The 21401-nt window shown below is 67.5% G+C and carries 16 protein-coding genes and 1 pseudogene; 11 read left to right on the forward strand and 6 right to left on the reverse strand.

Going from position 1 to position 21401, the window contains the following annotated elements; all coding sequences use genetic code 11:
* The first annotated feature begins 46 nt into the window (after positions 1-46).
* Positions 47-3826: a hypothetical protein gene (locus tag HV798_RS04165; RefSeq protein WP_175191242.1), complete on the forward strand. Its 3780-nt coding sequence runs from the start codon at positions 47-49 to the stop codon at positions 3824-3826.
* A 17-nt stretch (positions 3827-3843) separates the two neighbouring features.
* Here HV798_RS04165 and HV798_RS04170 read toward each other — a convergent pair whose 3' ends face one another.
* The 3 genes from HV798_RS04170 to HV798_RS31915 all read right to left on the reverse strand — a co-directional run bounded on the left by HV798_RS04170 (position 3844) and on the right by HV798_RS31915 (position 5213).
* Entirely contained in the window at positions 3844-4194 is a 351-nt protein-coding gene (locus HV798_RS04170; RefSeq protein ID WP_175191241.1) for a DOPA 4,5-dioxygenase family protein, read from the reverse strand.
* Between the two features lie 4 nt (positions 4195-4198).
* Positions 4199-4558 carry a translation initiation factor Sui1 gene (locus HV798_RS04175; protein ID WP_175191240.1) on the reverse strand — a complete coding sequence of 120 codons (360 nt, stop codon included), beginning with the start codon at positions 4556-4558 and terminating at the stop codon, positions 4199-4201.
* Between the two features lie 118 nt (positions 4559-4676).
* Positions 4677-5213, reverse strand: a complete 537-nt coding sequence (locus HV798_RS31915) for a winged helix-turn-helix transcriptional regulator (RefSeq protein WP_175191239.1) — start codon at positions 5211-5213, stop codon at positions 4677-4679.
* Positions 5214-5261: 48 nt separating this feature from the next.
* Between HV798_RS31915 and HV798_RS04185 the strand changes: the two genes are divergently transcribed.
* Together HV798_RS04185 and HV798_RS04190 are read left to right on the forward strand one after the other, a co-directional pair.
* Positions 5262-5639 carry a VOC family protein gene (locus tag HV798_RS04185; protein ID WP_175191238.1) on the forward strand — a complete coding sequence of 126 codons (378 nt, stop codon included), beginning with the start codon at positions 5262-5264 and terminating at the stop codon, positions 5637-5639.
* Between the two features lie 32 nt (positions 5640-5671).
* A pseudogene (locus HV798_RS04190) lies at positions 5672-5905 on the forward strand (hypothetical protein); the annotation flags it as partial.
* A gap of 135 nt (positions 5906-6040) precedes the next feature.
* Here HV798_RS04190 and HV798_RS04195 read toward each other — a convergent pair.
* Positions 6041-6943 carry a LysR family transcriptional regulator gene (locus HV798_RS04195; RefSeq protein ID WP_175191237.1) on the reverse strand — a complete coding sequence of 301 codons (903 nt, stop codon included), beginning with the start codon at positions 6941-6943 and terminating at the stop codon, positions 6041-6043.
* 101 nt (positions 6944-7044) lie between these two features.
* On the opposite strand from HV798_RS04195, the gene dkgB reads away from it, so the two are divergent.
* The 4 genes from dkgB to HV798_RS04215 all read left to right on the forward strand — a co-directional run bounded on the left by dkgB (position 7045) and on the right by HV798_RS04215 (position 10793).
* On the forward strand, positions 7045-7848 hold the full coding sequence (gene dkgB, locus HV798_RS04200; protein WP_175191236.1) for a 2,5-didehydrogluconate reductase DkgB: 804 nt from the start codon (positions 7045-7047) through the stop codon (positions 7846-7848).
* A gap of 70 nt (positions 7849-7918) precedes the next feature.
* Positions 7919-8809, forward strand: coding sequence for an NAD-dependent epimerase/dehydratase family protein (locus tag HV798_RS04205; RefSeq protein ID WP_175191235.1), 891 nt, complete (start codon positions 7919-7921; stop codon positions 8807-8809).
* A gap of 133 nt (positions 8810-8942) precedes the next feature.
* Positions 8943-9992 carry an NADP(H)-dependent aldo-keto reductase gene (locus HV798_RS04210; protein ID WP_175191234.1) on the forward strand — a complete coding sequence of 350 codons (1050 nt, stop codon included), beginning with the start codon at positions 8943-8945 and terminating at the stop codon, positions 9990-9992.
* Positions 9993-10019: 27 nt separating this feature from the next.
* Positions 10020-10793, forward strand: a complete 774-nt coding sequence (locus tag HV798_RS04215; protein ID WP_217481144.1) for a hypothetical protein — start codon at positions 10020-10022, stop codon at positions 10791-10793.
* Here HV798_RS04215 and HV798_RS04220 read toward each other — a convergent pair.
* Entirely contained in the window at positions 10787-14719 is a 3933-nt protein-coding gene (locus HV798_RS04220; protein ID WP_175191233.1) for a bifunctional nitrate reductase/sulfite reductase flavoprotein subunit alpha, read from the reverse strand. The genes HV798_RS04215 and HV798_RS04220 overlap by 7 nt on opposite strands.
* 415 nt (positions 14720-15134) lie before the next feature.
* Here HV798_RS04220 and nirB point away from each other — a divergent pair, with 415 nt between their 5' ends.
* From nirB to HV798_RS04235, 3 genes are read left to right on the forward strand one after another with little or no spacing between them, the layout of a single operon-like run.
* A complete protein-coding gene (gene nirB / locus HV798_RS04225; protein ID WP_175191232.1) occupies positions 15135-17708 on the forward strand; it encodes a nitrite reductase large subunit NirB in 2574 nt (857 codons plus the stop codon).
* Entirely contained in the window at positions 17708-18121 is a 414-nt protein-coding gene (gene nirD, locus HV798_RS04230) for a nitrite reductase small subunit NirD (RefSeq protein WP_175191231.1), read from the forward strand. Before nirB ends, nirD begins: the two co-directional genes overlap by 1 nt.
* Before the next feature lie 4 nt (positions 18122-18125).
* Complete coding sequence (locus tag HV798_RS04235) at positions 18126-19391, forward strand: nitrate- and nitrite sensing domain-containing protein (protein WP_175191230.1); 1266 nt, start codon at positions 18126-18128, stop codon at positions 19389-19391.
* Positions 19392-19403: 12 nt separating this feature from the next.
* Here HV798_RS04235 and HV798_RS04240 read toward each other — a convergent pair whose 3' ends face one another.
* Entirely contained in the window at positions 19404-20216 is an 813-nt protein-coding gene (locus HV798_RS04240; RefSeq protein ID WP_175191229.1) for a metallophosphoesterase, read from the reverse strand.
* 72 nt (positions 20217-20288) lie between these two features.
* On the opposite strand from HV798_RS04240, the gene HV798_RS04245 reads away from it, so the two are divergent.
* The gene (locus HV798_RS04245) at positions 20289-21266 is read left to right on the forward strand and encodes a helix-turn-helix domain-containing GNAT family N-acetyltransferase (RefSeq protein ID WP_175191228.1); all 978 of its coding nucleotides are present in this window, start codon (positions 20289-20291) and stop codon (positions 21264-21266) included.
* The last annotated feature ends 135 nt before the right edge of the window (positions 21267-21401 follow it).

Here is a 21401-nt window from a genome sequence, read left to right on the forward strand (position 1 = left end):
GGCCAACCGCCCGGAACCGGCATCCGGGACTGCTTCGAGGTGCGGCATGACGATCAATCTGGGCAACTTCCAAACGGCGGGCAGCGGCGGTAGCGGCGTTTTCGTGCTGGACGGCAATGGCGGCGTGGCGCTGCGGCCGGGCGACCAGGCGAGCACCCTGACCGAGCAGGACAACCGCAATCTCAAGAACGCTTTTCTGGCGGCCGTCATGGCCGAGTATGACGGCCTGGCCGCGATGGACGCATGGCGAGCCCTGGACTCGCTGGCCACGCCACTGACCACCGAAACCTATGCGCAGGTCCGGCTGGCCTTGACCGATGCCCATCGGCTGCTGCTCGACGGGGACGCCGTACGCGGTCAGATCCGCACCGAATTGGAACGGCGCGCAGACCTGCCCGCGCCGCTTGAACAATTGGCGGAGCAGGTGCGCGGCGCCGTGGACGCGCTGGCGTTGCCGCCCTCGGCATTCACGCTGGCGCGTGCGGTCGATCGGGTGGTGGCTTTGCGCTCGCAGCCCACCGTGGGTGAGGTCGAGCGGTTGCCGCGGCAGGTGGAACTGGCTCTCCGAGCGGATGCCGACAACGGCGTTACGATCGAGGGCTGGACTGCGTTGACCGAGGCGCTCAGGTCGGACCACGAGGGCGTGGGCAGTCCGGCGGCGTTTTTTCGCGGTCTGCTGCGACAGGTCGACGACGAGCACCACGACTGGTACACCAACTTCGTGATGCTCAACCAGTTTGCCGACGGTCTGGATTCCCGACATGGCGACCAGGCGGAACTGCAGTCCGCGTTGCGGCAGCGTTCGGTCGGATACCTGTACAAGTACGCGACGCCGGACACTTCGCTGACCGAGCTGCAGACCACGCCACTGACGCAACGCCATGTGTATCACCGCACGGGCGGGCAGATCGCAGATAGATTCCGCGCCGAACTCGACCTGCTGCTGGGCTTTCATCGCACGTATACGCGCCCGGAACAACACGAAGCGCGGGTTCAGGCAACGGGCGGCAACGTGGCGACAGCCTATCCGGTCTCGTCGCGCGATGCCTTCGAAGTCGCCAAGCTGAAGTTCGACGCGTTGGGCCCGGGGCATACGGTGTTGTCGCCGGATTCGGTGGACGTGGCGACCGTGTGTACCGCAGCGATCAAATGGTTGATGGATCCGGAAGGCGGCACGGCCCTGATCGATATCAGCAATCTGGTCCGCCATGACGGCAGCGAACCCTACGCGACAGCCTTGAAGCGGGTGCAGGACGAGTTGAGCGCCGCCCTGCGCGGACAGCTGGAGATATTTGCCGGCAGTGCGCCCAACGCGTCGAAGCGGGTGCAGGCATTGCTCGCCCGCCTGGAGACGACGGTCGGGCTGATCGACATGACGATGGTCGGGGCGCAGCCGGTCCTGACGTTGGCGACGCTGAGCGCGTCTGCATCCTTGAACCGGGTAGTGGCCTTCGAAGGCATGACCGGCTTGATGAGCGGCCGTGGCATGAATGCCGGTCCGCAGCAGATCCTGGAAAACTGGTCGCGCTCGGCGTCGCCCGCACGCATACACGAATGGATGTCCGGCAAGACGTTGACCCAGGCCCGCGCGAACGAGGTGACGGTGCCGGCTACCGTGTCCCGCCTGCATCCGTTCGGCTCATTCGGGGCGTTGTGCAACGATGCGGTGGTCAGACGGTTCGGGGACGTGGTGGCCGGGGCGGCACCCCGCCATCCGCTGGCAGGCAGCCTCGTGCCGTCGGAGGGCGACGGCGTGCGCCATTACGAGCCGCACCATGTCGGTCGCCCCTATATCCACCAACTGGGCGGCATCATGCTCAAGCAGCTGCAGGCGTTGCCGCAAGCGGCGTTCGACGCGCCCGGCCGGCCTGTGCTGGAATACCTCTGCAACCGCATCGTGGGGCATCTGGAAAATGCACTGGCCGCGCAGGATTCGCAGGTCCGGTTCCTGGATCACATGCATCTGGTCAATGAGGAAATCACGACGGCGCTGACCCTCTTGCGGCCGTACGATCGGGCGGCGCTTGATCTTGGGCTGCCGACGCTGGCCGGGCCTCGGCCGGACGTTCCCGGCATCGCGCCCAGGTACGCCATCGCCAACGGCGGCATGAATGCGCTGAGCATGGTGCTGAGCGGTGTGCAGGCGCAAAAGGGCAGCGCGGCCTTGAATGTCCTGATGCAGCGTCGCAGCTACTACGAAGAGTCCGCCTATGCCGTCGGGGAAATCGCGCGCTACCGGCAGTTTGCGTTCGACGGGCGCGACGCCGGGCACGGCGTGTTGGCGTTGCAGGACCAGCTCGCCGGCGGCGCGCCGCTGGATCTGTTCGTGGCCGAGTTTCACCACAACGTCACCACGGACGACAATCGCTACGCACCGGAGAATGTCGCCAAGCAGGTCCAGGCGCTGTTGGCGAGCGCTCCGCCGGTGCTGGCCTCGCCGTGCACCATCGCCATCGATACGACGATGAATCTGTCGAACCAATCGGACATCACCGGGTTCCTGATGGCGGTGAAGGAACATATCGACAGCGGGCGGTTGAATGTCGTGCTGTTCCGCAGCGGCCAGAAGTTCGACATGGGCGGCATGGACCATCTGAATGCAGGCCTGATGGCGACGTATAACAACCCTGCCCATTTCGAGCGATACAACGGCGGCACGCGCGAGGCGTTCTTCGAACCATCGCGAACCACGTTGCAAGGCATGCTGCATCTGGAGACCCATGCCCGGGTTGAACTGGACAGCTATCGGCAAGCAATCGCCAACGCCAACCGAAGCCTGACCGGACCGCTCAATCCGGCCCGCCTGCCGCGCGCGCTGATCGCGCTGGGCAACGAAACCACGCTGACGGGCAGCGCCATGCTGCAGCTGGCGCCCAGTTCTGACCCGAATGCGATGTTCCTGGACATCCGTTCGCCGATCAGCGCTGGCTATCCTGCATTGGCGCGTGACAAATGCCTGAAGGCGGTGATGTTACGGTTTCAGAAGCTGGCCGTGGCCAACGATCTGCCTTGCGGTGACCGGCCCAGTTTTGGCTTTCCCCATTTGAATATTTCCGACATTGTCGGCGTGGAAAATGCCAAGCTGCGCCTGACCTTGGGGCTGGAACCGGAAGCGGGCCTGGTCGCCGTGCGCGACATTCTGGTGACGTTGGACATGGCGGGCCGGCTGGCGCAGGCGATGGACGCGTCGCCCGAACAGATGGCCACGCTGTTCGAGAAGAATGATGCATTTTTCACTGCTCTGCTGGAGAAAGTGCGCCTGGATAGCCAAGGCGCCGATCGGCTGTTGAGCGTTGACGACGCGCAGATCTTGACGGTGGGGGAAGGCACGGCGCATGACGCGGCGGCGTTGACGCTGGCCAAGGCCTTGCGCGGCAGCGGTCTGTTCCTGGAGGACGCGCTGCCTGAGCCAGCCGCGACCCGTCTCCTGGGCGTGCAGCGGAACCTGGTTCAGCACTCGCTGGATGCCGACGATCTTGCCCAGGCGCGTATCGCGCTGGAAGCCCTGTTGGCGCGGCCCGAGAATCGGGTGGATACCGCGTCGGACGCGTTGCGGGGCCGCTTCTTCGAAAAACTGGATCTGGATATCCAGACACTGATTGCCGGCAAGGATTTCACGGGCGCCCAAAAGCGTATCGACCAGTACAAGCGCGATGATGAGCAGGAAAGGGTGGTTGTTCTGACGGCCGAGCGGGTCCGCGAGCTGCATGGTCAGGTGACCACGGCCAGGACCGCAGAGACCGAGCGGCAGCGGCTGTCTGTGCAGGCCCAAGCCAGCGCAGACAGTTCGGACGACGACGCGGGCGAGATGGGATCGCTGTGGTGATGAGCGATCGACGCAGCCTAGCCGCCCAGCGCGGCCAGGTTCAACACATGGCTATGCCCGATCCACACGGCGCAGTCGCGGTGGTCGCGCAGTGACTGGCCGGTGTTGGGGTGCAGGAACACGTCCAGCGCGCCGTGGTTCAGCGTCAGCCACGTCATCACCTGATGCAGCGCGGGCGGCGCGAACGCGATCTGGTAGCTCCATAGCGGATGCGGGCCGACCGGGCGTTCATGGAAGCGGCCCATGTCGACCGTGTCGCCGAAGTGCGCGATGACCTGTTCGCGCAGGGCCCAGGCCGCGTCGCGGCTGTCGGCGTTGAAATAGACGTGGGCGTGCCAGCTGTCGACGAGTTCGGGGTTCAGGGTCATGGTGTCAGCCTCCGGCGCGTTTGGCGCGGTGGCCCAGTTTGTTGAGTGCGTCCAGGATGCGGTCGCAGTGGTCGCCCTGGACTTCGATGATGCCGTCCTTGACGGTGCCGCCCGAGCCGCAGGCGGTGCGCAATTGCTTGCCCAGCGCGGCGAGCGCATCGGCGTCCAGCGGCAGGCCTTTCACCACGGTCACGGCCTTGCCGCCGCGGCCCTTGGTTTCCCGCATGACGCGCACGCCGCCGGGGGCCGGGGCAGGGCGCGCTGGCGCCTGGCATTGACAATCGGCAAGCGGGCGCCGGCAATCCGGGCACATCCGGCCGCCGTCGGTGGAATAGACGAGTCCGCCTTTGGAGCTGTTCTTCATAGGGGCGTATCAGAAATTTGCAGAAGACGATTACACCGAATATCAGGAGTCGGCTGCACTGCTGGATTGCAAGGCAGCGTAGCATTCTCATGCGAGACATCCTTCTGGCGGGGACAGTCTAGAAGGCCTCGGCCAGAAGGATGCCGCTTCTCGTAAGGTGGTACAGGCTGGACTGAGGTTGAAGGCTGAGAGCTTCGCGTTCAACCAAGCCGTTGACCGCAAGTGCTTGCAGTCCTTGCGAGATCGCCCGCGGCGTGGCGATCACTAGTGCTTTGGCGAGTGCGTTGAATCGAACATGGCCTAGTCCAATGGCGCAAACCAGAGGTAGCCCCCAGCGTGTGAGAGCGCCTGGCGACAGCCCGAGTTGATTCTGCACGACCAAGAGACTTGCAGCCCGTCCTGCGAGACGCGTGCCTTCGGCTGTCAGCACGTACTCGGGACGCAGCGGATGGCCATGCCCGGGGTTGCGCATCAACCACCCGGCGGCGGTTGCGCCGTCAAGCGCCCGGACCAGACTATCGCGTGGCAATCCCAGCCTATGTCGAAGCTCGACGAAACGAGCGCCGCGCCGTGGGGCAAGATCGGCAAGCAACGGTACTGCCCAACGGCTTCGGCCCAGGGCGATGAGATCGTCAAGCGATAGTGTTGACTGCATTGGCTATTAACTATACATTATGGACCACTTGAGCCACTGGAGAAATTGATGACCCTTGCTTACCTTCCCGAACTTACAGCATCAATGGGCGTAACCGACATGAATGCGTCACTCTCCTGGTACTGCGATGTTCTCGGCTTCAGCTTGTTGAATCGGGTCGACGAGATTGGCTGGGCCGAACTGTCAACTGGCGTTCCTGGCGTCACCCTCGGCTTGTCCCAGAATGAGAAAGTAGCCGTCGGTGGTGGTGCCACTAATGTCTGGGGAGTCAAGGACATCGATGAAGCCAAGGCGCATCTTGATGCACATGGGGTCAAGCAGGACGGTGATATACAGCACGTTCCAGGGATGGTCAAGCTCATCACGTTCTACGACCCGGATGGCAACGCGATGATGTTCGCTCAAACTCTCACAGCCGAAGACTGACGCGCGCGAATAGCGTTGCTTTCGTGGTGCCTAATAAGCCCAATTCTCGCGAGGTGTCCGCCGACGCGCCGACCGACTTCATCAAGTCGCGCAGGCAGAAGCTGGTGATGACCGACACCGGCATGGAGCGGCGCTATTACGAGCTGCGCGCATTGTCAGAACTGAGGAACGCGCTGCGCTCTGGCGACATTTGGGTGCGAGGCTCCCGGCAGTTCAAGGACCTCGAGGAATACTCGGTGTCGCCCGAGAAATCCGTCAGCCTCAAGTAGGCCAGCGAATTGCCGCTGGCCGTGGTCACCGACTGCAACCAGCTTAGGGTACGATTTTTTTCGTTTTCTGAGACGCCCCCGTCATGGTGTTGCGCGGTGTTGCGGGTTCAAGCGGCCATTGTGCCGCACCGCCTACTCATCAAAGCCGCGCGGGCCCAGGGTTTCGGTCAGGTAATCGATGAACGACTTGATGCGCGACGAGATCGCGGTGTTGCGGTAGTAGACCGCGTTGATCGGCTGGCGCACGTCCAGCGTCTGGCGCGCAAACAGCTGCTGCAAGGCGCCTGACTGGCGGTCGGCGCGAGTCATGAAGTCGGACAGGCAGACGATGCCGGCGCCGTGCAGCGCCAGTTGCCGCAGGGTTTCGCCGCTGTGCGAGCGGATGGCGGGCTGGATGTGCAAGGGTTCGCCGGTGCTGTCGGCCAGGGGCCATTGGTTCAGTGCTTCCAGCTGCGAGAAGCCCAGCAGCGTGTGGGCCTGCAGGTCGTCGATGCGCTTGGGCGTACCGTGCGCGGCCAGGTAGGCGGGGCCGGCCAGCACCCGCACGCGGCTGCGGCCGATGGGCACCGCGTGCAGCGACGAATCCTTCAGGCTGCCGATGCGCAGCGCCAGGTCGGTACGGCGTTCGAGCAGGTCGATGTTGCCTTCGTTGCTGTTCAGTTCCAGTTCGACCTTGGGATAGCGCGCACGGTAGCCCGGCACCAGCGGCACGATGACGTGCAGCATGAAGGGCGAGGCCGCATCGACGCGCAGGCGGCCGGCCGGCTGGTTGCGGCGCGCGGTCATCAGTTCTTCGGTTTCCTCGACGGCGGCGATGATCTTCCTGGCCTGCTCCAGGTAGGCGCGGCCCTCTTCGGTCAGTTCCAGCCGGCGGGTGGTGCGGCGCATCAGCGTGGTCTGCAGCTTTTCCTCCAGGCGGCTCATGGTGCGGCTGGTGGCGGAAATGGTCTGCTGCAGCGCATCGGCGGCGGCGGTGATCGAGCCGCTGTCCACGATGGCGATAAAGACCTGCATTTCGTCGAGTGTCGTCTTCATATTTGACGTTATATCAAAAGTATTTCGCCGATACAGGGCTTATTCCGCAAGTATCGCGCAGGCACACTGAACCCATTCCAACACTTATCCGGAGTTTTTACATGAGCATTCCGTCTTTTGGCGTGGGTACCTTCCGCCTGCAGGGCCAGGTCGTCATCGATTCGGTGCGCAACGCGCTGGACGTGGGCTACCGCGCCGTCGATACCGCCCAGATCTATGAAAACGAAGCCGAGGTCGGCCAGGCCATCGAGGCCAGCGGCGTGGCCCGCGGCGACCTGTTCCTGACCACCAAGATCTGGGTGCCCAACTATAGCCGCGCGAAACTGGTGCCCAGCCTGAAGGAAAGCCTGGCCAAGCTGCGCACCGACTACGTCGACCTGACCCTGATCCATTGGCCCGCGCCCGGCAACGGCGTGCCCGTGGCCGAATTCATGGCCGCGCTGGCCGACGCCCGCGAACAGGGCCTGACGCGCCAGATCGGCATTTCAAACTTCCCCATCGCCGAAACCCGCGAGGCCATCGCCGCGGTGGGCAAGGACGCCATCGCCACCAACCAGATCGAACTGAGCCCGTACCTGCAAAGCCCCACGCTGGTGAGCTTCCTGCAGGAGCAGGGCATCCACATTACCTCGTACATGACCCTGGCCTACGGCAAGGTGCTCAAGGACCCGGTGATCGGCCAGATCGCGCAGCGCCACAACGCCACGCCGGCCCAGGTGGCCCTGGCCTGGGCGTTGCAGCGCGGCTTTGCCGTGATTCCGTCGTCGACCAAGCGCGACAACCTGGCCAGCAACCTGCTGGCCCGCGACCTGCGCCTGACCGAGGACGACATGGCGCAGATCGCCGCGCTGGATCGCAACGGCCGCGAAGTCAGCCCCGACGGCCTGGCCGCCGCCTGGGATTGATATCCGCCACGATCGAACCCCCGCGTCCGCGGGCCTGGCCCCGGACGCGGCACGCAAGGAGCAACGCATCATGAAGCTATTCATCACAGGCGCCAGCGGTTTCATCGGCGGCGCCGTCGCGGCCTCGATGGCCCGCGCCGGCCATCAGGTCCGCGGCCTGATCCGCAACCCGGACCGTGCGGACGAACTGCGCCGATTCGGCATCGAACCCGTGCTGGGCACGCTGGACGACGCCGCACTGCTCAAGGCCGAAGCGCAGGCCGCCGACGCCGTCATCAACGCGGCCAGCAGCGACCACCGCGGCGCGGTCGAAGCGCTGCTGGCCGGACTGGCCGGCAGCGGCAAGGCGTTCATCCACACCAGCGGCAGCAGCCTGGTCAGCGACGATGCGCTGGGCGAGCCGGGGGACGCGGTGTTCGACGAAACCACGCCGGTCGAACCGGTGCCCGGCAAGGTGGCGCGCATTGCCATCAACGACCTGATCCTGGGCGCCGCGCCCGGCGTGCGCAGCGTGGTGCTGTGCCACAGCCTGATCTACGGGTCCACCGATGCGCCGCGCGCGCAGAGCGTGCAGATTCCGCCGCTGGTGGCGCAGGCCCGCGAAAGCGGTATCGCGCGCCACGTGGGCCGGGGCCTGAACCGCTGGTCCAACGTGCACATTGCGGACGTGGCCGAGCTGTATCACCTGGCGCTGGCCCAGGCGCCAGCGGGCAGCTTCTATTTTGTCGAGAACGGCGAAACGGCCTTTGTCGACCTGGTGGGCGCCATTGCCCAGGCCCTGAAGCTGGGGCCGGCCCAGGCGTGGGACCCCGTTCAGGCGGTGGCGTACTGGGGGCAGGACCTGGGCGCCTACGCACTGGGGTCCAACAGCCGGGTCCGGTCGGGCAAGGCGCGCCGCGAACTGGGCTGGGCGCCGCGCCACGGCGACGTGATCGCCTGGGTGCGCGACGCCATCGCGTAAGGCAGGGCGCGCCCCATGCCTGGCGCTGCGGCCGTCCACGGGATGGCCCAACGGCCGGCCGCCGTCAGCAAAACGCCAACCGAGTTGCGGTAAGGTAACCGTTCCCCTTCAGTGACACCGCACGGAGCAGAACTTGAAATACCGCAAACTCGGCCGTACCGACCTGGACGTCAGCCTGATCGGCCTGGGCACCATGACCTGGGGCGAGCAGAATACCGAGGCCGAAGCCCACCAGCAGCTGGACTACGCGCTGGAGCGCGGCATCAACCTGGTCGACGTGGCCGAGATGTATCCCGTGCCGCCCAAGCCCGAAACCCAGGGCCTGACCGAAACCTATATCGGCACCTGGCTGGCGCGCAGCAAGCGCCGCCAGGACATCGTGCTGGCCAGCAAGGTGGCCGGCCCGGTGCGCGACCCCAAGCGCCCCGGCCACATCCGCGACGGCAAGACCTTCCTGGACCGCAAGAACCTGACCGAAGCGCTGGACGCCAGCCTGAAGCGCCTGCAGACGGACTACCTGGACCTGTACCAGCTGCATTGGCCCGACCGCACCACCGCTACCTTCGGCCAGCTGTCGTACCCGTGGGTCAAGGACGACCACACCGTGCCGATCGAAGAAACCCTGTCTGTCCTGCAGGATTTCGTGCGCGCCGGCAAGGTGCGCCACGTGGGCGTGTCCAACGAAACGCCGTGGGGCGTGTCGCAATTCCTGAAGGCATCCGACAACCTGGGCCTGCCGCGCATCGCGTCCATTCAAAACGCCTACAGCCTGCTCAACCGCGTGTATGAAATCGGCCTGTCCGAATTCACCCACCACGAAGGCGTGGGCCTGTTGGCCTATTCGCCGCTGGCGATGGGCATGCTGTGCGGCAAGTACCTGGACGGCGCCCGTCCGGCCAATGCGCGCCTGACGCTGTACACGCGCTTTACGCGCTACAGCAACCCGCAGGCCGAGGCCGCCACCCGCGAATACGTCGAACTGGCGCGCCAGCACGGCGTGTCGCCCACGCACCTGGCCCTGGCCTGGGTCAACCAGCGCCCGTTCGTCACCAGCAACCTGATCGGCGCCACCAACCTGGATCAATTGAAGGAAAATATCGACAGCGTCGACGTGGAACTGTCCGCCGACGTGCTCAAGGCCATTGACCAGATCCACGTGCGCCACCCGAATCCGGCGCCCTGATCCCGCCGTGCGGGAACAAGGACACGCATGCGCAATCTCGACTTCAGTTCCTGGCAAGCCGTGCTGTCCACCCTGTTGGGGCTGGCGGTCATCACCCTGATCGGGGTGGGGATCCGCCTGCTGGTCATGCAGACCATCCAGCAGCGCCGCGAACGCGAGAACCGCCAGATCAACGAGCGCCTGCGCACGTTGATCGCGGCCTACAAGACGCTGGGCGGCTCGTTCACCGGCAACCTGGCGGTGGACCCGACCCATCTGCGCGACCTGCGCCGCGGCGCGCCCGTGGCGCAGGCGGACCTGGATGCCGATCCTGACGGGATCGACGCGCCCGGGGCCGACCTCTCGGGCGGCGATCTGCCTGGCGGCGAGCGCCGCAGACGCGTGCGCGACGCGGTCGAGGCCGCGCTGTCCGACATCATCCTGCTGGGCACCGAAGAACAGGTGCGGCTGGCGGCGCGCGCCGCGTCGGACCTGACGGCCGGACGCAGCATCCAGACGGCCGAACTGGTGATTTCGCTGCGCGACTTCATCCGGGGCGTGCTGGATCTGGAACCCGTGCCGGTGGGGCTTGAGATTCCCCGGCAAGGTCCGACCCGGCCCGCAGGCACGCGCGGCAAAAGCGAAGGCAATGCCCGCGGCGAGGCGCGCGGGGGCGGCAAGGGCGGCGGCGCAGGGGCCGGTGGCGGGGCCGCGGCCGGCATGGGCGTGGGGATGGGGCTGGGTGCAGGGCGCACGGCCGAGGCGTCACACGAAGCCGTTGATCCCGTCGATCCGCTGGATCCCCACGGCGCGCGTCAGTAGACGTCCCGCACGTACCGTTTGTCCGTCGCCATCTGCGCCACATAGGCCGCGGCGGCATCGGCGTCCAGGCCGCCTTGTTCCGCCACCACCTGCCGCAGCGCGGCGTCCACGTCCTTGGCCATGCGGCTGGCATCGCCGCACACGTAGAAGTGTGCGCCCGCGTCCAACCAGGCCCACAACTGCGCGCCATGTTCGCGCATGCGGTCCTGCACGTAGACCTTGGCGGCCTGGTCGCGTGAGAATGCCAGGTCCAGCCGGGTGAGCAGGCCCTGGCCCTGCAACGTCTGCAATTCCTCGCGGTAGTAGAAATCGCTGGCCGCATGCTGCTCGCCGAAGAACAGCCAGTTGCGGCCCCGGTCGCCACGCGCCTGGCGCTCTTGCAGAAATGCGCGAAACGGCGCGACGCCCGTGCCCGGGCCCACCATGATCATCGGCGTATCGCTGCCCTGCGGCGGGCGGAAGTGACGCGTGGGCTGCACGAAGACGGGCACATCCACGTTGCCTGCGCGGTCGGCCAGGAAGGTGGACGACACCCCCTTGCGGGTGCGCCGGCCGTTGTCGTAGCGCACCGCCGAGACGGTCAGGTGGACTTGCCCGGGATGCGCCTTGGGGCTGGACGAAATGGAATACAGCCGCGGCTGCAGGCGCTTGAGCACACCCAGCCATTCGTGGGCGGACAGCATTGCCGGGTAGGCATGCAGCACGTCGGCCAGCTGCTTGCCCCAGAGCCATTGCTGCAGGTCCGCGCGATGCGCCGCGTCCAGCAACTGCCGCAGGCCCGGGTCGCGGGTGCGCTCGGCGATCAACGCCAGCGCAGCGGGCGCGGGCCGCGCAATCTCGTAATGCTGGGCCCAGGCCTGGGCCAGCGGCATGTCGCCAACGCCCGGCACCGTCACCAGGGTGTCGGGCGGCAGGCGGGTCTGCGCCAGCAGCTCCAGCACCAGTTCCGGGCAGTTTTCGGGCCACACGCCCAGCGCGTCGCCGGCCTCGTAGGCCAGGCCGGTCGCGCCGATATCCAGCGCGAAGGCGCGCGTGTCCTTGGCGCCGCCGGGGGTGTTCAGGCGCAGGTTCTGGACCAGGCGGGCCAGGGCGGGGCGGGTTTTGGAGGGGGCCGACGATGACGGCTCGGCGTTGCCCGGCGCGGCGGCAGAGGGCCAGTCATCCTCGGCCGCCAACGCGTCGGCCATGGCGTCGGGTAGCACGGGATGCGCAGGCTGGCTGCCCTCTGCTGCGCGTATGGCGGTCACCACGTCGGCCAGCCAGGCCTCGGCCGGCGCCTGGAAATCCGTATCGCAATCGACCCGCGCCAGCAGTGGCTGTGCGCCCAGCGCTTGCAGCCGTGCATCCAGCTTGCGGCCGTGGCCGCAGAACGCGGCGTAGTTGCTGTCGCCCAGCGCCAGCACCGCGTAACGCACCGATGCCAGCGACGGCGCATCGGCGCTTGAAAGCGCGCGCCACAGGTCCTGCCCGTTGTCCGGCGCGTCGCCATCGCCGAAGGTGCTGCTGATCAGCAGCAGGTAGGGGTTGCGCGTCAGTGCGTCCGTCGTCACATCGGCCATGCAGGCCGTGCGCAACTGAAAGCCGGCCTCGACCAGGGCATTGGCATGCTGTTCCACCAAGGCTTCGGCGTTGCCGGTCTGCGAGGCCCATAGCAGCGTCACACGGGGACGCGGGCCGACGATGTGGACGGCACCGACGGCCAACGCCTCGGTGTCGGCCAAGGCGGCGTCGGCCGCATCGCTCCGCGCCACGGCCTTGGGCTTGGCGGCCCCCACCCGGCACAGCGCCACCGCACAGCATTTCAGCTCGGGCTGTTGCGACACCGGGTCGATGGCGTCGTGAGTCACCGCGTTGATGCACAGGTCGTCGCCGTACACGTCGTTCCAGTGCATGGGGGCAAAGCACTGCCCTGGCTGCACCCGGTCGGTGATCGTGGCCGGCAGCACCGCGCGGCCACGGCGGGAACGCACCTCGACGCTGTCGCCCGCGCCGATGCCCAGGGCCTGGGCGTCGTCGGGGTGAATTTCGATGAAGGGCCCGGGATTGAGCTTGTTCAGCATCGGCACCTTGCCCGTCTTGGTCAGCGTGTGCCACTGATGCTGCACGCGCCCGGTGTTCAGCATCAAGGGGTACTCGGCATCGGGCAGTTCGGCCGGGTCGACGTGCGGCCGCGCGAAGAACTGCGCCCGGCCGTTGGCGGTGGCGAACGCCAGGCGCGGGCGGGTGCCGTCCGCGTCGTCACGCAGCGTCTGGCTGACGCCATCGTTCAGGTAGCGGATCGGGTTGCGCGCGGGGCCTTCGGGGCGCGCACAGGGCCATTGCAGCGGGGTGTCGCGCAGCCGCGCATGGCTGGCGCCGCGCAGGTCGTAGCCGGTGGCGGGGTTGAAGAAGCCGGTGATTTCCTCGAACACTTCGGCCGCGCTGGCATAGGTGAAGGCGTGGCCGTAGCCCATCTCGCAGGCGATGTCGGCAATGAGGCGCCAGTCGGGCAGGGCATCGCCCGGGGGCGGCACCGCCTGCGGCATCAGCGTCAGGGTGCGTTCGGAATTGATCATCACGCCGTCGGCCTCGGCCCACAGCGCGCCGGGCAGCAGGACGTCGGCGTAGCGGTTGGTCTCGGTGTCGAGGTAGGCGTCCTGCGTGATCACCAGTTCGGCTGCGCGCAGGCCCGCCACCACGGTCTGGCGGTTGGCGACGCTGGCGACCGGGTTGGTGCAGATGATCCAGCAGGCCTTGATCTCGCCCTGCGCCATGCGCTGGAACAGATCGATGGTGCCTTTGCCCAGGCGCGTGTGCAGCGTGCCGGCCGGCACGCCCCAGCGCTGTTCGACAAAGGCGCGGTCGTCGGCGGACAGCAAGGTGCGCTGGCCCGGCAGGCCCGGCCCCATGTAGCCCATTTCGCGTCCGCCCATGGCATTGGGCTGGCCGGTCAGCGAAAACGGGCCGCTGCCCGGACGGCAGATCGCGCCGGTGGCCAGGTGCAGGTTGCACAGCGCGTTGGTGTTCCAGGTGCCGTGGGTGCTCTGGTTCAGGCCCATGGTCCAGCAGCTCATCCATTCCCGCGCCGCGCCGATCCATTCGGCCGCCTGGCGCAGTTGCGCCGCGGGCAGGCCGGTGATGGCCTCGACCCGCTCGGGGGCATAGTCCGCCAGGAAGGCGGGCATGGCGTCCCAGCCGTCGGTATGCGCGGCGATGAAGGCGGCGTCGGTCTGGCCTGCCTGGTGCAGCAGGTGCAGCAGGCCATTGAGCAGGGCCAGGTCGGTGCCGGGGCGGATGGCCAGGTGCAGCCCGGCCTTCTCGGCCGTGGCGGTGCGGCGCGGGTCCACCACGATCAGGCGCGCGCCGGCCTTCACGCGGTCCATCATGCGCAGGTACAGGATGGGATGGCAGTCGGCCATGTTGGCGCCGATGACCAGGAACAGGTCGGCGCGGTCGATGTCCTGATACGCGCCCGGCGGCCCGTCCGCACCCAATGACAGCTTGTAGCCGCTGCCGGCGCTGGCCATGCACAGACGCGAATTCGATTCGATATTGTTGGTGCCGATGAACCCCTTGGCCAGCTTGTTGGCCAGGTACTGCGCTTCGATCGACATCTGCCCCGACACATACAGCGACACCGCGTCCGGGCCATGGGTATCGATGACGGTGCGCAGCCGCCGGGCGGTGTCCTGCACGGTCTCGCGCAAGGGGCGCGGCACCGGGTCCTGGCCGCGTTGCCATCGCGCATAGGCGTGTTCCAGCCGTCCCGACTGGCGCAGTGCCACGTGAGCCGACGCGCCTTTGGTGCACAGGCGGCCGGCATTGCTGGGATGCTCGCGGTGGCCGGTGATCTTCACCACCTGTTCGCCCTCGACGTGCAAGGTCATGCCGCAGCCCACGCCGCAATAGGGGCAGACGGTATCCACGGTGCGCGGGTTGCCGCTCATGCTCGCTTCCAAAAAAAAAGCGCCCTGCCGGTGCGGCCGCGGGGCCGGACGGGCAGGGCGCCATTGCCCTGGTGCCCGGCGTTGCCGGGTCGATACGGCATTCGATGCAAGTTCCATGCCAGTGGGGTTTCGCCTGGAGGCCCGGGCGCGCTGCGCGCAGGGCGGTGCGCGGCTGCACCGCGATGGTGCGTGAGCGCACCTTTTTGGGGGCGTGCGCAGCGGTGCGGGCAGCGGCGCGCGCAGCGACGCAGAGGGACCCAAGCGGGCGCCGTGCCGATGGCACGCTTATTGCTTTGAAACCCATACCGGGCCCGAGTCCGGCCAGACAACGCATGCAGTGCAGGCAACGGCGCCCGGACCCTCCAGTCCTGGGCGCCGTTTGTCTTTTCAAAACCCAAACGGCAGCCGACACACCATGAGCACAGCGACTTCCTCGAATTCCATGCAGACCCTGATCGTCATCGGCAACGGCATGGTCGGCCACCACTGCGTCGAGCAGCTGGTGGAACGCGGCGCGCTCGCACGCTGGCGCATCGTGGTGTTCGGCGAAGAGACCCGCCGCGCCTACGACCGCGTGCATCTGTCGGAATACATCGGCGGACGCGATGCCGAATCCATGGCGATGGGCGAGGCTGCCTTCTACGAACAGCCGGGCCTGACGCTGCGCCTGGGCACGTCGGTGCTGCGCATCGACCGCCAGCAGCGCCAGGTGGTCACGGCAGATGGCAGCCTTCACTACGACAAGCTGGTGCTGGCCACGGGCTCGTACCCCTTCGTGCCGCCGATCGCGGGCGCCGAGGGCGCCTCAAAGCTGGTCTACCGCACGCTGGACGACCTGGACCGCATCCGCGAGGCGGCCGATGGCGCGCGCCGTGGCGTGGTGGTGGGCGGCGGCCTGCTGGGGCTGGAAGCGGCCAACGCGCTGAAGTCGCTGGGGCTGGAGGCGCACGTGGTGGAATTCGCGCCGCGCCTGATGCCGGTGCAGCTGGATGAAGCCGGCGGCGCGGCGCTCAAGGCGCGCATCGAAGCGCTGGGCGTGGGCGTGCACCTGTCGCGCGCCACCCAGGAAATCAAGGACGGCACGCAGTACCGCTATCGCATGCGTTTTGCCGAAGGCGCGCCGCTGGAAACGGATCTGATCGTGTTTTCGGCCGGCATCCGGCCGCAGGATGCGCTGGCGCGCCACGCGGGCCTGGCGGTGGCCGAACGCGGCGGCATCGCGGTGGACGGCCAATGCCGCAGCAGCGACCCGCACATCTACGCCATCGGCGAATGCGCGGCCGTGAACGGCGCCATCTTCGGCCTGGTGGCGCCGGGCTACCAGATGGCGCGCACCGCGGCGGCGGACCTGTGCGGCGACGATGCCGCGGCCTTCCAGGGCGCCGACATGTCCACCAAGCTCAAGCTGCTGGGCGTGGACGTGGGCTCGATCGGCGACGCGCACGGCGTGACGCCGGGTGCGCGCAGCTACCGTTATATCGACGAGGCCGGCGCGTCGTACCGCCGCCTGGTGGTGTCCGAAGACGGCAAGCGCGTGCTGGGCGCCGTGCTGGTGGGCGACAACAGCTACTACGACACGCTGCTGCAGTACGCACAGAACGGCATCGCCCCGCCCAAGGACCCGGCCAGCCTGATCCTGCCCCTGGGCCAGGGCGCGCCCGCGCTGGGCGTGGATGCGTTGCCCCTGGCCGCCACCGTCTGTTCGTGCCACAACGTCAGCAAGGGCGCAATCTGCGACGCGCTGGATGCCGGCTGTTCGGACCTGGGCGGCGTCAAGGCCTGCACCAAGGCGGCTACCGGTTGTGGCGGCTGCTCGGCCTTGCTCAAGCAAGTGGTGGAGCACGAGCTTGCGCGTCGCGGCGTGGCGGTGGACAAGAGCCTGTGCGAACACTTCGCCCATACCCGCCAGGAGCTGTACGCCATCGTGCGGGTGCAGGGCATCGAGTCGTTCGAGGAACTGCTGGCGCGCCACGGCCGTGGCCACGTCGGCTGCGACCTGTGCAAGCCGACGGTAGCGTCGATCCTGGCCTCGTGCTGGAACCGGCCGATCCAGGACCCGCATCTGGTGCCGCTGCAGGACACCAACGATACCTTCATGGCCAACATGCAGAAGAACGGCACCTATTCCGTGGTGCCGCGCATCCCGGGCGGCGAGGTCACGCCTGACGGCCTGATCGCCATCGGCGCCGTGGCCAAGAAGTACCAGCTGTACACCAAGATCACCGGCGGCCAGCGCATCGACCTGTTCGGCGCGCAGCTGCACGAGCTGCCCGACATCTGGGCCGAGCTGATCGCCGCCGGCTTCGAAACCGGCCACGCCTACGGCAAGTCGACTCGCACCGTGAAGTCGTGCGTGGGCAGTACCTGGTGCCGCTACGGCGTGCAGGACAGCGTGGCCATGGCGCTGCGCATCGAAGACCGCTACAAGGGCCTGCGCGCACCGCACAAGCTCAAGTTCGCGGTGTCCGGCTGCACCCGCGAATGCGCCGAGGCGCAAAGCAAGGACATCGGCGTCATCGCCACCGAGAACGGCTGGAACCTGTACGTGTGCGGCAACGGCGGCATGCGTCCGCGCCACGCCGAACTGTTCGCGCAGGACCTGGACGACGCCACCCTGATCCGCTACATCGACCGCCTGCTGATGTTCTACATCCGCACCGCCGACAAGCTGCAACGCACCTCGGTGTGGCGCGAGTCGCTCGAAGGCGGGCTGGACTACCTGAAAGCGGTCGTCATCGACGACAGCCTGGGCCTGGGCGCCGAACTCGAAGCGCAGATGCAGGCCGTGGTGGACCGCTACGAATGCGAATGGGCCAACGCGCTGTCCGACCCGGAAAAGCTCAAGCGCTTTCGCACCTTCGTCAACCGCGCGGGGGGCGATCCCGATATCCGCTTCGTGCAGGAGCGCGGCCAGCCGCGCCCCGCGCCCATGGCGCTGGACGCCGCCGAGCGTCCACGCGTCATTCCCATCAACGAGGAGATCGCCTGATGCCCCCGCAAACCGCTGTCCGCGCGGCTGTGCCGACCCTTGACACGTCCGCGGTGCCGACCCTTGACGACGCCGCATGGAAACCCGCCTGCACGCGCCGCGACCTGGTTGCCCAGTCCGGCGTCGTGGCGCTGGTCGATGGCTGCCAGGTGGCCGTGTTCTACCTGCCCGATGCCGATGGCCCGACCCTGTACGCCATCGACAACCGCGACCCGAAGTCCGGCGCCAACGTGATCGGCCGCGGCATCGTGGGCCACCTGGGCGGCGAACTGGTGGTGGCCTCGCCGCTGTACAAGCAGCACTTTCGCCTGCGCGACGGGGCCTGCGTGGAATACCCCGACCAGTCGCTGCGCGCCTGGCCGGCGCGCTTCAACGGCGACGCGGTGGAAGTCGCGCCGCCTGCGGCGGCATGAAACGATGGGTTCCTACGCCATGCCCCCCACGCTGCGCTTTCTGCTTGCCGCCCGCCGCAGCGAACTGCACGGGCTGGAAACGCTGGCCAGCACCTGTGAGCTGGCCACGCGCGTCAGCAAGCTGGCGCACGTGCTGCAAAAGGAACGCGGCTGCTCCAACCTGTATCTGTGCGGGGGCCAGGATACGCTGCGCCAGACGCTGGCAGGGTTGAGTTCGGACGCCTCTGCCGTCGAAGAAGAGGTGCGCCGCTTTCTCGACCGGCTCGAACCCGACGTGACGCGCAGCGCCGGCAAGGCACGGCTGCTGAATTGCGTGGCCTATGCGCTGTATCGCCTGGACGAACTGCCGCGCCTGCGCGGCCGCATCCGCGACCGGCGGGTGGTGGCCGAGGAAGCCGGCGCGGCCTTCACGAAGTTGATCGCCAGCCTGTTCGCGCTGGTTTTCGAGGCCGCCGATTCGTCGCTGGACGCGGGCGTGACGCAGTTGCTGGTGGCGCTGCTGAACTTCATGCAGGGCAAGGAACTGTGCGGCCAGGAAAGGGCGCACGGCGTCATGGGCTACACCGCGGGCTTTTTCACCGAGCCGCAAAAGGCCCGCCTGCTGGAACTCGCCGACCTGCAAAAGCGCTGTTTCGACGGCTTTGCGCAATGCGCCGCACCCGATGCCCTGGCGGCCTGGGAACAACTGGCGCCCGGCGCCGGCCAGGTACAGCGCCTGCGCGACATGGTGCTGCGCACGTCGGACGCCGCCCGCGTGGACGCGGGCCTGGCCGAGGTGTGGTTCGGCGTCTGCACCGAACGCATCGACGCCATGCGCGCGGTGGAAAGCCTGCTGGCTGAAGCGCTGACGCTGCAATGCCACCGGCGTATCGTCGAGACGCGCGCCGAACTCGACAACCATCGCCTGCTGCTGAACCGCTTCGCCGATCAGGCGCGCGATGATGCGCCCGCCATGCTGTTCAAGCTGCAAGGCCGCATCCTGGACGTGCCGCCCGAAGACGGCGTGGGCGAGGAAATGGAACGGTCCATCCTGGACCTGATGCGCGAACAGGCACTGCGCCTGCGGCAATCGGACGATGCGCTGGCGCTGGCGCGCGGCGCGCTGGAAGAGCGCAAGCGGGTGGAACGCGCCAAGTGGCTGCTGGTCAGCCGCTATGGCGTCAGCGAGCAGGCCGCGCACGACCGCTTGCAGCGCGCCGCGATGGACCAGCGGCGGTCGCTGGACGAGATCGCGCGGCAGGTGCTGATCGAACTGGAGGCGGCGTCTTGATGGGTTGATCCGTCAGCGCGCCGGCACCTCCCACAACGCGTCCGGCAGGAAGCCTTCCTGTTCGCCCTTCTTGGCATAGCCCAGCGGATTGGCGATGACGCGGCAGCCGTCCTTCACGTAGTCCAGCGCGCAGTGCAGGTGGCCGTGCATCCACACGTCGGTCAGCGGCAAGAGCGCATCCAACGCATTGCAGAATCCCGCCGTGCCGGGCGTGACGCCATAGCGCGGGTCGGCGCTGGCCAGGGACGGCGCGAAGTGGGTGATGGCCAGCGTCGGGCCATCGAAGGGCGTGCGCAGCGCGTCTTCCAGCCAGGCCTGACAGGCCAGGCCCTGCTCGCGCATCTGCTCGGCCATGAAGGGCGCGCCGTGGCGCCGCATCTGCGCCTTTTCCAGGTAGAAGTCCGCCGCGCGAAACGCCTTGCCGCGCTTGTTCAGCGCCTGCGTCAGCGTGTCGCCGGGGGCGGCCAGCGCGTCGAAGTCGGTCCAGAGCGTGGTGCCCACCAGCCGCACGCCGTCGATCACCCGGGTCTCGCGTTCCAGCCACTGGATGTCCAGCGCATGGCACAGCGCCTGCAGGCGGTCATGGGTCTCGTCGAAATCCAGGTTGTCGTATTCGTGGTTGCCCGGCACATAGACCACCGGCGTCGGCCAGCCGTTGCGCGGCGAATAGGTGCCCAGGCCGAAGTCGTCAGTGGTCAGCCTGGACCGCTGCTGATAGGAACCGATGTCGCCCGCCAGCACCAGCAGGTCGGCCCCCGGGGTGGGGGACGCAACAAACGTGGGGTTGTTCTCCAGGTGCAGATCGGACAGCAATTGAATTTTCATGGGCCGGGGGCTTGTTTTGGTTGCGACACGCAAGTATATTGGTTGCGACCCGCAACTTCAGGACGCGCCATCATGGATGTTATCGACTTTCCCGCCCGATCCCGTGACCAGACCATCCGCGACCTGCGGGAATTCTCCCGCAAGCTGGTGCGCGAGCTGGGTTTCATGCGCGCGTCGCTGGCCGACAGCGACCTGGCGCCGTCCGCCGTGCACGCCATCATCGAGATCGGCCTGCAACCCGGCATCCAGGCGCGCGACCTGGCGCTGATCCTGCGGCTGGACAAATCCAACACCAGCCGCCAGGTGGCCAAGCTGGAAGCGGCCGGCCTGGTCAGCCGCGAAACCGACAGCGGCGACGCCCGCGCCTCGCGCCTGTCGCTGACCCCGGCCGGGGTCGAGCTGCGCAAGCGCATCGACCAGTTCGCCACCGACCAGGTGTCCAAGGCGCTGCGCCAGCTGGCGCCGCACGACCAGGAAGCGCTGATCCGCTACCTGTCGCTGTATGCCGACGCGCTGGCCCGCGAGAACCCCAACACCCGCGCCGCCCAGGCCGCCGAGGCCATCGACGCGCAGATCCAGGAAGGCTACGCGCCCGGCTGCATCGGCGACGTGGCCAGCCTGCATGCCCGCTACTACGCGCAGGCCGCCGGCTTCGGCGTGGTGTTCGAACGCCTGGTGGCCACGGGGCTGGCCGCCTTCGCCGAAGCGCTGCCCGCGCCCGGCAAGAACCTGTGGCGCTACACCGACGGCACCCGCACGCTGGCCTCGATCGCCATCGACAGCGACCCGGCCGCGCGCACCGCGCACCTGCGCTGGTTCATCGTCGACGAATCGCTGCGCGGCATGGGCGTGGGGCGTGCGTTGCTGGCGCGCGCGCTGCGTTTTGCCGACACGCTCGATGTTGACGAAACGTATCTGTGGACCTTCAAGGGACTGGACGCCGCGCGGCACCTGTACGAGTCCGCCGGCTTCGTGCTGACCGACGAAGCCGAGGGCACGCAATGGGGCGGCGTGGTGGTCGAGCAGCGCTTCAGCCGACCCGCGCGCTGACGCATCTGGACACACTAAAGGGCCGCGCAAACCTGCCGCGGCCCGCTTGAACACGCCACCTTTCACGGCGCTGTCACTTCACGTTCCTAGACTCGCTGGGGTCTTGCCGGTACTGCCCGGCAAGGTCGGTCTCTC

It is taken from the genome of Achromobacter deleyi (assembly GCF_902859705.1).
GTDB lineage: Bacteria > Pseudomonadota > Gammaproteobacteria > Burkholderiales > Burkholderiaceae_B > Achromobacter > Achromobacter deleyi.

Bases quoted from the DNA above. Each gene is read 5' to 3' on its own strand.
- HV798_RS04165 (WP_175191242.1), top strand. From the start codon at position 47: ATGACGATCAATCTGGGCAACTTCCAAACGGCGGGCAGCGGCGGTAGC.
- HV798_RS04170 (WP_175191241.1), bottom strand. From the start codon at position 4,194: ATGACCCTGAACCCCGAACTCGTCGACAGCTGGCACGCCCACGTCTAT.
- HV798_RS04175 (WP_175191240.1), bottom strand. From the start codon at position 4,558: ATGAAGAACAGCTCCAAAGGCGGACTCGTCTATTCCACCGACGGCGGC.
- HV798_RS31915 (WP_175191239.1), bottom strand. From the start codon at position 5,213: ATGCAGTCAACACTATCGCTTGACGATCTCATCGCCCTGGGCCGAAGC.
- HV798_RS04185 (WP_175191238.1), top strand. From the start codon at position 5,262: ATGACCCTTGCTTACCTTCCCGAACTTACAGCATCAATGGGCGTAACC.
- HV798_RS04195 (WP_175191237.1), bottom strand. From the start codon at position 6,943: ATGAAGACGACACTCGACGAAATGCAGGTCTTTATCGCCATCGTGGAC.
- dkgB (WP_175191236.1), top strand. From the start codon at position 7,045: ATGAGCATTCCGTCTTTTGGCGTGGGTACCTTCCGCCTGCAGGGCCAG.
- HV798_RS04205 (WP_175191235.1), top strand. From the start codon at position 7,919: ATGAAGCTATTCATCACAGGCGCCAGCGGTTTCATCGGCGGCGCCGTC.
- HV798_RS04215 (WP_217481144.1), top strand. From the start codon at position 10,020: ATGCGCAATCTCGACTTCAGTTCCTGGCAAGCCGTGCTGTCCACCCTG.
- HV798_RS04220 (WP_175191233.1), bottom strand. From the start codon at position 14,719: ATGAGCGGCAACCCGCGCACCGTGGATACCGTCTGCCCCTATTGCGGC.
- nirB (WP_175191232.1), top strand. From the start codon at position 15,135: ATGAGCACAGCGACTTCCTCGAATTCCATGCAGACCCTGATCGTCATC.
- nirD (WP_175191231.1), top strand. From the start codon at position 17,708: ATGCCCCCGCAAACCGCTGTCCGCGCGGCTGTGCCGACCCTTGACACG.
- HV798_RS04235 (WP_175191230.1), top strand. From the start codon at position 18,126: ATGGGTTCCTACGCCATGCCCCCCACGCTGCGCTTTCTGCTTGCCGCC.
- HV798_RS04240 (WP_175191229.1), bottom strand. From the start codon at position 20,216: ATGAAAATTCAATTGCTGTCCGATCTGCACCTGGAGAACAACCCCACG.
- HV798_RS04245 (WP_175191228.1), top strand. From the start codon at position 20,289: ATGGATGTTATCGACTTTCCCGCCCGATCCCGTGACCAGACCATCCGC.